A 12,784-nucleotide genomic window follows, 5' to 3' on the forward strand; every position below is an offset into this window, starting at 1 on the left:
CCATAAGCAGTTGTGAAGTGACGTAAACACTAAAAATGTTAAATAGCAAATTTGAAATTATTAATGACCCAAAGGAGACATCTTATGACAAACAGAATGAAAAACTGGCAAAAATTATCAACGATGATGCTACTGATGACAGGAGCACTTTGTTTAAACGACGGGGAAATCAAAATTTTAAACCAACATGCTATTGTGAATGCAGAAGTTCAAGATCCAGATTATGGAAAATTGAGCGAGAAATGGCTAGCAGTAAATTACGGTTACGATGTATATGATGAAAATAATGAAAGCATGAAAAAGCGCTTTGATGCAACGGAGAAGGAAGCTAAAAAGTTATTAACAGATATGAAAACAGAGCCATCCAGAACATTTTTGTGGGAGAGCGCTAAAGATTTAGAAAATAATTCGGCACATATGACAAAAACGTATCGAAATTTAGAGAAAATCGCCGAAGCAATGCGTCATCCCAAGTCAACGTTAAAAACAGATGAAAATAAAGAGAAAGTAAAAGAAGCGGTCAAATGGATGCACGACAATGCTTTTGGTAAAGACCCGGCTCAAAAAGTAAAAACATTAACGGAGAATTTCTCAAAGGGAGATTCCAAAAATACAAAATTAAACTGGTGGGATTTTGAAATTGGTTCGCCAAGAGCTTTAACGAATATCCTTATTTTGATGAAGGACGATTTTTCTCAAGATGAAAGAAAAAAATATGTTAGCCCGATTCAAACGTATGCGCCTAAAAGTGATGAGATTTTAGCTTCAGTTGGAAAAGCTGAAAAGGCAAAAGGTGGCAACTTAGTAGATATATCTAAAGTAAAACTTGTTGAAAGTATTATAGAAGAAGATAAAGCGATGATGCAATCCTCCATCGAAGCCTTTAATAAAGTATTTACATATGTTGACAATAAAGCGACGGATAAAGACCGCAATGGCTTCTTTAAAGACGGCTCATATATTGATCATCAAGATGTGCCTTATACTGGCGCATACGGTGTTGTATTGTTGGAAGGTATTTCCCAAATGATGCCTATGATTAAAGAAACACCTTTTAATGGTACTCAAGAAATAACGACTTTAAACGCGTGGATTGAGGAAGCGTTTATGCCAATCATTTACAAAGGTGAAATGATGGATTTATCTAGAGGAAGAGCGACGAGCCGAGAGAATGAGACAAGCCATTCAGCTTCAGCTACTGTTATGAAGGCATTATTACGATTAAGTGATGCTGTAGATACATCGACGGCAACGAAGTACAAACAAATTGTGAAAACGTCTGTTAACTCAGATTCGAGTTACAAACAAAATGATTATTTACATGCTTATTCTGATATGGACAAAATGAAAAAATTAATGGATGATACATCAATTACTACAAATGAGCGACCACAACAATTAAAGTTGTATCCTCACATGGATCGTGTGACATATTACAATAAAACTTTGGACTTTGCATTTGGATTAAGTATGACTTCTAAAAATGTAGCGCGTTATGAGTCGATTAATGGTGAGAACTTAAAAGGATGGCATACTGGTGCGGGTATGTATTATTTATACAATCATGATGTCAAACATTATCGTGATGATTTCTGGGCAACTGCAGATATGAAACGTTTAGCGGGAACGACTGCTTTAGAAGATGAACCAAGTAAGAATACAAAAAGCAGCAAAACTTTTGTGGGTGGTACAAAGTTTGATGATCAGTATGCGAGTGTCGGTATGGACTTTGAAAATCAAGAAAAGACGTTATCGGCGCACAAGTCTTACTTTATATTAAATGATAAAATCGTTTTTTTAGGATCGAATATTAAAAATACTGATACCTCTAAAAAAGCGCTGACAACTGTTGAAAATCGTAAAGCAAAAGATTATAAATTATATAAAGATGACAGTGAAACTACAAATGCCACTGATGAAGAAACACAATCTGTCTTTTTAGAAGCAAATGAGCAAAATAAGAATATCGGTTATCACTTTTTAAACAAACCTAAGCTGACTGTCACTAAAGCGACGCATACAGGTAAGTGGAAAGATATTAATAGTAGTCAAAAAGATGCTGAAAAGAGTGATGAATATTACGAAGTAGTACAATCCCATGCAACGGATGATAAATATGCATATGTGTTATACCCTGGATTATCTCGTGATGACTTTAAAAATAAGAAAGATAAAGTTACACTTGTAAAGCATGAAGATCAATTTCACGTTGTCAAAGACAATAATAATGTTTGGGCAGGTGTAAACTATGGCGCGCACACGCAAACTTTTGAAATAGATGGTGTTAAAGTCGAAGTGAAAGCGAAAGGGATGTTTGTCATTAAAAAGAAAGACGACAACACTTATGAAGGTAGTTTTCATAATCCAGAAGATACAAATTCAGTGAGAGATATTCAGTCGAAAATTTCAATGGATGGACATACCATTTCGCCAAAGAACAGTTCAGAGCATACGAATGTTCAATTTGAATTGAAAAAATAGATAAATAGAGCCACACTAACTTAAAATATTAAAAGTAACGGTGAAGCAATGCGATGATGCTAGATTGCTTTACCGTTATTTTTATAGTGGCATATAGGGAATTTTAACTACGTTTTAAAGTTGCGGAATGACTGGTCGTGACTCTTTTCTAGTTATTTCCAAGTTTCTTCTGGAAGCTTGCAATCGCGTTTTCTCGAATGTGAGACAAAAGGATTCCCTTTAACAGTAAATCTTAAAGGCGCTTGCGTCCATGTTCCTTTATTTGGAATACCAATACGTGGACTTTCGACAATGTCTCTTGGAAATTTACGATTTTTTGTATCGATTTTTAGCCTCCCTTCATTGATACGGGAGCCATCAATCGCGCGCGGAACTTGCATTGCAGTGGTCCATTTGCCAGGGCCACTTGTCAATTCAAAACCTGCTTTCCCACGATTTTGAATCATTGCTTCAATACCTTCTTCAGGTTGTATGGCACGAATTAAAACACCTTCTGGAACCCCTTGTTGTTGGGTGACAATGTTGATTAATAAATGGCGGTGCATTATATGTCCATAAATGGTTCCACCCAACTGATACAAAGAAGTCACTTTATGTGTTTGTTTACCTTGATAACCATGTGCAGCTTTATCTTTAAATCCTAAATAAGCTTCTGTTTCAACAATATATCCAGAAAACAATGTTTGATGTCCTTCGTAAATGAGCTTAACACCTAATAAATCTTTGGCAATTTCAACTGTAGGTCGATGAATAAAGTCCATATTTAATTCTGCCTCCAATATTGGTTTGATATTAGTGTAACGAAAAGCACAACCATCGTAAAAGAAGTTGTCCTTCGAATGTGAAAATGATAAACACTATAGAAGTAAAGGAACGATTTATTTAATACTTGATTAAAATAAGTTATTTTTGAATTTATTCGTATTATACGGAGATTGATATTTTATTCTTTGTAAAAGTTTACTATACTTGTATTAAGGCTTTAAATATATTGCAAAGGAAAAGGAGTGTTTTGAATCATGATGGAAAGGAAGCCAGTGGGGTTTGTAGAAGCATTTAAATTGTTTTGGCTTAATTATGTGAATTTTAAAGGTCGTAGCCGACGTAGTGAATTTTGGTGGGCGATGTTATGGCAAGCTATAATTAATAGTCTGCTCGTATTTTTTGGATTTATATTACTTGTCGCATCACCAATTTTTGGTTTATTGGTAATGCTCGTGTATGTTCTTTTTGCTATAGCATGTCTTATTCCTAATTTAGCATTAAGCGTAAGACGTTTTCATGATCGCGGTTTGTCGATGCTTGTGCCAATCATCTCATTCATTGTGGGGATTATTTTTGGCATTGTTAATATATTTACAGAAAGAACCACACAATTTGAAGCAGGGAATAGTACGGTGACATCGTTTGACGGATTTATTCCTTGGCAATATGGGCTTATATTATTTGTCATTTGTTTGGGATTTCAAATTTTCCAATTCGTGATTTATCTACTCGATAGTAAGCAAGAAACGAACAAATATGGACCATCTCCTAAATACATACATGGAGATCATGGGCATGGTATGGTTAATCCAACACATCATTTTGAACATCAAAAAACAATCGAAGACGCCCAATCAGTGCAAGCATCAAATGAGCACCAACCGTTAAAAGACTTTAATGATGTAGAGCAACAAGATCATAAAGCGTTCAAAAAAGATGATACTCACTCATAATTAAAAAGTACAGTGGGGGCAGGACAACGAAATCAAATAGATTTCTGTCCTGCATCAAAAATGTGCATCAACGAAAAAAGCCCAGTAGCTGTCTGAATTGAAGATGCGCTTTGCAAGCTTTCTTCAATCCTAGACATCCTTGTGGGGGCAGGACGACGAAATCAAATAGATTTCTGTCCTGCTCCCTTTTCAATCTGGTTATACTGTAGTGTTTAGTGATTTGTAAAGTATGGGTGTCTTTTTGACAAATATATTTGTCGAATCGGTTGTGCTATAGTATGCTTAAGTTAACAATTTAAGAAAGGACGATAGTATATGACATTAAAGGTATCTCATGTCAGCAAGAAGTTTAAAAATGTTACAGCTGTCGATGATATTTCTTTTGAACTTGAAACAGGCAAGATGTTAGGGTTTTTAGGTCGTAATGGCGCCGGCAAAACAACGACATTTCGAATGATTTTAGGGTTAGCTGAACCGACAGAAGGGGAAGTTTACTTCAACGGGAAAGCGATTGACGCCTCAAGTTATGATGTGATTGGATATTTGCCCGAAGAACGTGGACTACATGCGAAATTAAAAGTTGTAGATGAACTTTATTATTTAGCAACATTAAAAGGAATGGCTAAGAAAGACATTAAAAAAGCGATTGATTATTGGTTGGAACGTTTTCAAATTAATGAACATCGTGAGAAAAAAATTGAATCATTATCAAAAGGGAACCAACAGAAAGTTCAATTGTTAGCTAGTATGCTTCATGAACCACAATTACTTATATTAGATGAACCATTTAGTGGATTGGATCCAGTGAATGTCGAGCTTCTAAAAAAAGCTGTCATTGATCTAAATCAAAAAGGCACAACAATTATTTTTAGCTCACATCGTATGGAACATATTGAAGAGCTATGTGACGATGTGTGTATTTTGAATAGAGGTAAAATGGTAGTTCAAGGACCTATTCAAAAAGTAAAACGAGAAAGTGGCTATCAACGTGTGGTAATTGATGCTGATTTTGATTTGCATGATTTTGACACGCACCCGGGTGTGGTTGCTACAAAACATACTTCGCATGAATACGTATTTCTTATTGAAAATGAGCAAGTGGCACAAGTGTTGTATACAAAATTACAATCGCGCGGTTTCGTCAAACGCTTTGAACTTTTAGATCCTACGATACAGGAAATCTTTATTGAAAAAGTAGGTGATATTCATGAATAAATTTATGGCTACGTTTAAGTTAACTTATATGAACAAATTGAAGTCAAAAGCATTTGTTATTTCAACAATTATTTTTATGTTAGTCATTATAGGTATTGCTAATGTGGATAAAATCATTAAAATATTTGATGACGGAGAACAAACGATTGCGATTGTAACGCAAAACAATCAAATTTATGAACATGTTAAATCTAAAGGAGAAGCGTTACATAAAGATGTTAAATATGAAAAATTAACGGCGTCTCAAGTTGATAAAGCTTTAAAAAACGAAAAAATTGATCAAGCATATATCATTAAATCCAATGATGAACGTATTTCAGCTACGATTAAAGCCACAGAGCACCCTTCTATGCAAGATCAAAAAGAATTGCAGACTTTATTAACACAATTACAGTCTCAACAAGTGGCTAAAAAACTTGGTATATCAGCAGCAGATCAACAACGTTTACTTACACCAAGTCAAGTGGATACACAAGTTGTGATAGATGGTAAAGGCAATGAGATGAATCAAAATGAAGAAGGTTTTAGCACGTTCATTGTGATGATTGGTAGCTTGTTAATGATGTTTATCATTTTCAATTATGCTAACCAAATTGCGATGGAAGTAGCGACAGAAAAAACGTCACGTGTGTCAGAAATGATTATTACGAGCGTTAAACCGTCTGTGCATATTCTTGCTAAAATTATGGGTGTTTTAGCGGTGGCACTCACGCAATTGATTTTAATAGGACTCACAATAGGAGCATCTATACTGTTTTTCGATTTTGGTGAAATGTTGAAAGGCTTTGAATTTGTAGTTACACCTCATATTACGAGATTATTAATATTTGGCGTAATATTTTTAATCGTTGGTATTTTTGCGTATGTGATTTTTGCGGCAATTTTAGGAAACTTAACAGCGAGAATTGAAGATATGGGACAAACGTTAATGCCTTTAACGTTATTAATGATGGGAAGTTTTTACGCAGGCTATATTGGCGGTTTAACAAATCCGGATAATTTAATCATTAGAGCGTTGAGTTACGTGCCATTTTTCTCACCGTTTGTTACATTTGCGCGTCTTTCACTTTCTGAAACACCGACATATGAAGGTTTGATAGCCGTAGCGATTCACATCGCTTTAATCTTCGTTTTACTTTATTTAGCAACAAAAACGTATAAAAATGCGGTACTGACATTTGAAAAAGGTTGGTGGAAAGTACTTAAACGTACATTTCGCAAGTCGCATTAAACGTTAAGTCATCAATGCTATAACGCCAATCACTTTTAAATAGAATGGATTAAAAAGGGCTAGGACAGCTTTATGTCCAGCTCTTTTTTCCTATGGAGGTATTGAAAATTTTAGCCACAATCGTCATAGAACCTGATACAATATATAAAAAGTGCTAGAGGTGGAAAGATGGGCATTTTATATCCAATCGCCATTTTTATATTGGCTGGATTGTGTGAAATTGGTGGCGGCTATTTAATATGGCTTTGGTTAAGAGATGATAAACCTATGTGGTTGGGTTTTGTTGGAGGTAGTATTTTAATTTTATACGGTATCGTTGCTACTTTTCAAAGCTTCCCTACATTTGGGCGAGTTTATGCAGCTTACGGCGGTGTGTTTATTGTACTAAGTTTACTATGGGCGTATTGGATTGATCATGAGCCACCAGATAAATATGATATTATCGGAGGCATCGTTTGCCTTATAGGGATATGTATCATGGTACTGCCTGGAAGAAGCTAGTATGCGATATAAGGTGCTATGAGTGCACAAGCCATACATCAAATTAAAATTTTATAATAATCTATACTCCATAAGGAGATGATGACATGCGTACGCGATTAAAAGAATTACGTGCACGTGATGGATATAACCAAACAGAACTCGCTAAAAAAGTCGGTATCTCTAGGCAAACGGTATCTTTAATAGAGCGAAATGACTTTATGCCTTCTATTATCACCGCGATTAAAATTGCGAAGGTATTCGGAGAATCTGTAGAAAATGTGTTTATATTTGAAAATGAAGATTTTGAAGCACAGAAAAAACCAAGACATGAATGATCTTGGTTTTTTAATGTTTAGTGAAGATTTAAAGCTTGTGTGACTTTTGAGGCGTGATGTTTGAAGTCAAATTGTTGACGATTTAATCCCTCTCCTGTTTCAAGCCGTTTTGTTAAATTAAGTATTTGGAACTGCCAACCTGCAAAATCCATCGCAATATTTTCAAAATCATAGGGTAGGATCTCATACAATTCAACAGTGGTTTGATTTGTATTTATGGGGGTCAAAGTGAAGCGAATAGTGCCTGTTGCCCATTCGAATTGTAATTGTGCATTTTCTTCATACGCTAAAATAGCCATAGGAATGGTTTGTTGTTCTGCCATTTTAAAATATAAAGTGTGATTTTCAAAATATAATTCTGGAAACCATTGTTGAATGCCTTCAGTTGTACTTAAAGCATGGAATAGAGTCTTTACATCGGTGTTTATCGTATGTGTTAGTGTTTGATAGACATATTTTTTATCTTTCGAATAATGAATTTTCAAATTATCCCTCCTCTGTAAAGTGTGTGTTGGTTTATGAGCAACGTGATAAAAGTTTTTCTAGCTTTTTGCGTCTACGCTCGGTAATGAATGGGTTTTGTATAGCATAGGTTAATCTGTCTTTATTTTTTTGATCGTTATAATACAAATCATTTAATTCTTGAACGGATAATTGTGTAGATGAAGGTGCTGTTTTTATAAGTTTGAGGTGACTATCTGGATGCACATCGCCTTCTTGAATAACTCTAAAATAACAACCGCTTTTACCTGTTTCCATCATACGTTTCATAATGCCATTGTAATTGTATTTTTGTTGGAGTTTATAACAAGGTTCACGTATTTCAGACACTTCAATGATAGCCTCACCGAGTTGATATTGATTGCCGAAAAGTAATTCAGTTTCATCGATCCCATCGACAGTAATATTTTCACCAAAAAATGCATAGTCAGGAATAGGCGAAATGACATCTTCCCACAATGTATAATTTTGGGTGCTATATAGGCAAATAGCTTGATCTGGTCCACCATGTCCATGGTATTCTTGTTCATCATCTTCAAAGCCTACTTTAGAAAGCCATGTTGTTTTTTCAAGTGGTCGTTTATTCATGGCACTTTTCATCGATTTACCATAATAGTTTAACGTTTCAATTTTTCCAGAACAAATGGCTTTTATCGTATATTCCATAGAGCCCCTCCCGTATGTTTTTCTTTTATTGTATATGAAAAATTTTAAAACGTCTTGTAGAGGATGGCAATTTGATGAGTTTTATGTAAAATAAAGATAAAGGATTAAGCGTAGAAGGGGTCGTCAAATGATGGACACAAAACAACTTAAATTAATGACACTTAAAGATGCAGTGGAACGAATTGAAGATGGCATGATCTTAGGTATTGGAACTGGGAGTACAATTGAATTATTGATTCCTGAAATTGCGAAATTAATGGAGAAAGGCTATGATTTGAAAGGCGTATGCACATCGGAAAAAACTGCGTATCAAGCCAAAGTATTGAATATTCCAATCTTAGATATTAATGACGTAGAAAAAATCGATTTAGCGATTGACGGTGCTGATGAAATTGATACAAATTTGAATTTGATAAAAGGCGGCGGCGGTGCATTATTTCGAGAAAAAGTGATTGATGCTTTTGCAGACCGCTTCGTAGTCATCGCTGATCAAACTAAGTGTGTTTCATATTTAGGAGAAACATTTAAACTGCCGGTAGAGGTGGATCAGTTCAATTGGTATCAAATCGGCAAGCAAATAGAAGCGGCTTACCCTGTTCAAACGTATCGACGTATGGTTGAAGACACACCATTTATTACGGATAATGGCAATTACATTTTAGACGTAAGTATGTCTTCCCAAATTGAGCCATATGAATTTCACGAATTTTTAATTCACTTAACAGGTGTTTTAGAAACGGGTTATTTTTTAGATATCGCTGATGAAGCGATTGTAGGAACAGAGTCAGGCGTAAAAATATTAACAAAACCATCAACATAAATAAAAACTTGATGCGGTTAAGCTGCATCAAGTTTTTATTTTTTTATCTTCGTAAACGGTTGCGGCGTGTATTAAATGTTTGTGGTTCTTCATCATGAACAATTGCTCGCGCGCGTGTTTCTTGAGAAACGGATTCTTCTTGATGAGGGCGTTTCTCCTCTGGTGTGTGATGCGGCGCTTCTTTTGAATCTGCATGATGATGCGTTTCCGTATTAGCATTAGCATCAGCTTCTTCGATTTCTTGTTCAAGTGATTGGTCATTTAAGATAGGCGTATCATCATCGTCGCCTTTATGACGCGGCGAGAGAAGACGTTTAATTAAACTTACAATAACGACTACAAGTGCGATAGCAGCAGTGGCATACGCAAGTACTTGCATTGAAAATACGTCACCAATTTCTTCACTAAAGAAAAAGACTTTAGCAAATGACATAAATGCATGGAAAAGCGTTGCAATATAAATGGCACGTCCACCAGTCCCTCTTACAAGTTCACCTGCGATCATTGAGAATGAGAAGACATAAATGGCACTATACATCGTATAAGGCATTCCAAATGCAGTGTTTACATCCCATATCAAATAAAGTAAACTGACGCCGATATTTGCAAATAAAAATGGTAAGCGTCGTTCAACAATATTAAGTAAATAAGCACGAAAACCAAACTCAATGAAAAAGGCCATAAAAAGATGACCAATTAGAATCGTCCAGATCGTCTCTGATAAATCTTTAGCTTGTAATAAAATAAAACTATTAGCAAAGGTATTAAAACTGTACATTCCGATGGTGAAAATAACAAAAGGTATGATTAAAGCAAGTAACAGGCGTTCAATCACCTTTAAATTAATACCTAATTTAAATCCTTCAAGTTGTTCTTTTTTATGTTTGAAAATGAGTAAACAAACGATTGCGGCAATAAATGGGCCTAAGCTATTTAAAGAAAAAACGAAATTTTTAAAGCCCGACGCTTGTTGGAAATCTCGTAAAATCACTGGGCTAGCATATGCGATAACAAAGAAAATGAAAGTTGTCATTGCCCATTGAAAACCGGATATACGCGAATGGTTCATATTCAATCCTCCATATTTAGGGTGCGCGAATTGTTCATATTTTATCATGAAATGTGCCATATCTATTGAAATTGGACCTTCACATCTCATTTGTCATAAGAATCTAGGTTACATTATAACGGTATATTTACAATAAATAAATTGATGCAAGAAATTTATCATCTAATTGTAATAAAAGTAAACGGATGTAAGCGTTTTTTTCGTGATTTATTAAGGGTATAATAATGGTGTGTAATCTATCAAATGTTGTAAAGAATGAAGGGGGATTCATTTTAATGTATCAACAACCTAAAGCACATTTATGGACAGGAAGACTAGATAGCCAAACGGATCGACAAGCATTTCGCCATTTTCAAATTGTACAGTTTCGAGATATTAACGATATACAACCTCAAACTGATGGTGTGGCGCTCTTAGGCTATGCGATAGACAAAGGGGTGGAATTGAATAAAGGACGTGTAGGTGCAAAAGAAGGTCCAGATGCGATTAAAAAAGTATTTGCGGGCTTGCCAGCAGCAACAGACACCCCCATTGTCGATTACGGGAATCTCGAACATAGTGAGGATAAACTCATCGATTCCCAAAAAACTTTTGGAAAGTACGTGCAACGCTTACTGGAAAATCATAAACGGACATTTTTATTAGGTGGCGGTCATGATATTGCGTATGCTCAATATTTGGGCGTACGCGCCGCAAATCCTAATCAGTCTATTGGCGTGATTAATATTGATGCGCATTTTGATAATCGTCAGGAGTCAGAATCTACCTCGGGTACAAGTTTTCGTCAAATGTTAGAACAAGATTCAAATCTAGATTATTTTGTTATTGGTATTCAACGCCCGAGTAATACGCCAAGTTTATTTGAATATGCTGAACAAACCGATACGCAATATGTCCTTGCAGATGAAATCATTGATTATATTGATCCACAAGTGAAAGATAAAATTGAACGTTTTATTCATGATCATGACGTTATTTTATTTACAATTTGTATGGATGTGATTGATAGTGCTTATGCACCAGGTGTGAGTGCAAGTGCCGTACTTGGACTAACGCCGCATTGTGTGCTATCTCTAGCAAAACGCATTATGCAATTTGAAAATGTCACTTCTGTAAGTATCGCAGAAATGAACCCTAAATATGATATTGACCAACGTACCGCAAAGTTAATAGGTCAATTTTTGTCGCATTTTATACACTACTAAACTACGAAACATTTATAAATTTAAAAAATAGGGCATGTTATTGAACCTTGGAATCAGTAAGGTTTAGGTAACGTGCCCTATGTTTTTAATGTTTTTTGAAGCGCCAAAAATGTTGGATTTGGTCTAGAAGTGCTGTCATTTGAGGTGAAAATTGTCTTTTTTTAGCAAAATTAATGTAGATCGTACGTTCTATTTTCGGACGAATTTGAATGGCATTGAGATGATTTGTTTTAAAGGATTGATAGTAAATTCTAGGAATAACAGCATAGCCCATCCGTTGGTGAACAAAGTTTGTTGCCACTTCAAAACGTTCAACTTCCATCACGATGTTAGGTCGTGCTTGTAAGTGCGTGAAATAATCATCAATATGCATACGAACTTGATAAGGCTTAATAGGAACAATCAACGGTAAATGTTTAATTGAGACTGAGGTGTGGTTTTGATATTCGTCTTTTGGTGTAAGGACGACATAATCTTCATTATAAAGCGGTATAGATGTAATACCTTCATGTTTAATTTTATCGTTAGAAATACCAAAATGAATTTCAAAATCAAGTAACTTTTGCGTCAGGGTATTTAAATCTAATATTTCGGTAATTTGGTAATGTTGGTCTGGATTTTCTAAATTATGCGCTTTTATGACCGTTGAAATCCAATGCGCTGTAGATTCAATAATAGATAATTTAATTTTGGGCGTTTGACTTAATTTCAAATCATACAGTTGCTCCATAGTTTGATGGTATTGATGCACTAATGTTTTTGCATGTTTATAAAATTGAATTCCTTTTTCAGTAATAGAAATGTCTTTTGTAGTGCGTTTGAGTAAAGGGTAACCGAGTTGCGCTTCCATTTTTTTAATTGTAGCAGTGAGCGAAGGTTGACTTATGTGTAAAGTACGCGCAGCTTTAGTAAAACTATTTTGGTTGACGATTTCAATAAAATATTCTAACTGTAAAATTTTCATAGCTTCACCTCTTAGTTATAGTCTAAATCTATTAATGATTAGTTTATTTATATTAGTCATTAATATCTTACCATAATACAATAAAAGTAGTGACAA

At 35.0% G+C, this 12,784-nt stretch carries 13 protein-coding genes; 8 read left to right on the plus strand and 5 right to left on the minus strand.

Translation table 11 applies throughout. The features are described 5' to 3' along the window. Positions 1-84 precede the first annotated feature (84 nt). The gene (locus LN051_RS02175) at positions 85-2,481 is read left to right on the plus strand and encodes a polysaccharide lyase 8 family protein (RefSeq protein WP_229292992.1); all 2,397 of its coding nucleotides are present in this window, start codon (positions 85-87) and stop codon (positions 2,479-2,481) included. A gap of 152 nt (positions 2,482-2,633) precedes the next feature. Here LN051_RS02175 and LN051_RS02180 read toward each other — a convergent pair whose 3' ends face one another. Continuing rightward, positions 2,634-3,242 (minus strand): DNA-3-methyladenine glycosylase, encoded by a 609-nt coding sequence (locus LN051_RS02180; protein WP_229292993.1) that lies wholly within the window; start codon positions 3,240-3,242, stop codon positions 2,634-2,636. A 261-nt stretch (positions 3,243-3,503) separates the two neighbouring features. Between LN051_RS02180 and LN051_RS02185 the strand changes: the two genes are divergently transcribed. The 5 genes from LN051_RS02185 (at position 3,504) to LN051_RS02205 (ending at position 7,463) form a co-directional block, all read left to right on the plus strand. Next, positions 3,504-4,199 (plus strand): DUF805 domain-containing protein, encoded by a 696-nt coding sequence (locus tag LN051_RS02185; protein ID WP_420854002.1) that lies wholly within the window; start codon positions 3,504-3,506, stop codon positions 4,197-4,199. Between the two features lie 315 nt (positions 4,200-4,514). Next, entirely contained in the window at positions 4,515-5,414 is a 900-nt protein-coding gene (locus LN051_RS02190) for an ABC transporter ATP-binding protein (RefSeq protein ID WP_229292995.1), read from the plus strand. Continuing rightward, positions 5,407-6,645, plus strand: coding sequence for an ABC transporter permease (locus LN051_RS02195; protein ID WP_229292996.1), 1,239 nt, complete (start codon positions 5,407-5,409; stop codon positions 6,643-6,645). The genes LN051_RS02190 and LN051_RS02195 overlap by 8 nt, the downstream gene beginning before the upstream one ends. A 174-nt stretch (positions 6,646-6,819) precedes the next feature. Next, positions 6,820-7,146 carry a YnfA family protein gene (locus LN051_RS02200; protein WP_229293600.1) on the plus strand — a complete coding sequence of 109 codons (327 nt, stop codon included), beginning with the start codon at positions 6,820-6,822 and terminating at the stop codon, positions 7,144-7,146. An 86-nt stretch (positions 7,147-7,232) separates the two neighbouring features. Then, on the plus strand, positions 7,233-7,463 hold the full coding sequence (locus LN051_RS02205; protein WP_229292997.1) for a helix-turn-helix transcriptional regulator: 231 nt from the start codon (positions 7,233-7,235) through the stop codon (positions 7,461-7,463). A gap of 17 nt (positions 7,464-7,480) precedes the next feature. Here the strand turns inward: LN051_RS02205 and LN051_RS02210 are convergent, their stop codons facing one another. After that, positions 7,481-7,948: an SRPBCC family protein gene (locus LN051_RS02210; RefSeq protein WP_229292998.1), complete on the minus strand. Its 468-nt coding sequence runs from the start codon at positions 7,946-7,948 to the stop codon at positions 7,481-7,483. A gap of 31 nt (positions 7,949-7,979) precedes the next feature. Next, the gene (locus tag LN051_RS02215; RefSeq protein ID WP_229292999.1) at positions 7,980-8,630 is read right to left on the minus strand and encodes an MOSC domain-containing protein; all 651 of its coding nucleotides are present in this window, start codon (positions 8,628-8,630) and stop codon (positions 7,980-7,982) included. A 127-nt stretch (positions 8,631-8,757) separates the two neighbouring features. On the opposite strand from LN051_RS02215, the gene LN051_RS02220 reads away from it, so the two are divergent. Continuing rightward, positions 8,758-9,450 carry a ribose 5-phosphate isomerase A gene (locus LN051_RS02220; protein ID WP_229293000.1) on the plus strand — a complete coding sequence of 231 codons (693 nt, stop codon included), beginning with the start codon at positions 8,758-8,760 and terminating at the stop codon, positions 9,448-9,450. A 43-nt stretch (positions 9,451-9,493) separates the two neighbouring features. On the opposite strand, the gene sdpC is transcribed toward LN051_RS02220, so the two are convergent. Next, positions 9,494-10,519 carry a peptidoglycan release complex CPBP-like subunit SdpC gene (gene sdpC, locus LN051_RS02225; protein WP_229293001.1) on the minus strand — a complete coding sequence of 342 codons (1,026 nt, stop codon included), beginning with the start codon at positions 10,517-10,519 and terminating at the stop codon, positions 9,494-9,496. Positions 10,520-10,794: 275 nt separating this feature from the next. Here sdpC and hutG point away from each other — a divergent pair, with 275 nt between their 5' ends. After that, the gene (gene hutG, locus LN051_RS02230; RefSeq protein WP_229293002.1) at positions 10,795-11,724 is read left to right on the plus strand and encodes a formimidoylglutamase; all 930 of its coding nucleotides are present in this window, start codon (positions 10,795-10,797) and stop codon (positions 11,722-11,724) included. A gap of 85 nt (positions 11,725-11,809) precedes the next feature. Here hutG and LN051_RS02235 read toward each other — a convergent pair whose 3' ends face one another. Then, positions 11,810-12,688: a LysR family transcriptional regulator gene (locus tag LN051_RS02235; protein WP_229293003.1), complete on the minus strand. Its 879-nt coding sequence runs from the start codon at positions 12,686-12,688 to the stop codon at positions 11,810-11,812. Positions 12,689-12,784 lie beyond the last annotated feature (96 nt).

Origin of the sequence: Staphylococcus ratti (genome assembly GCF_020883535.1) — a bacterium.
Classification (GTDB): Bacteria; Bacillota; Bacilli; order Staphylococcales; family Staphylococcaceae; genus Staphylococcus; species Staphylococcus ratti.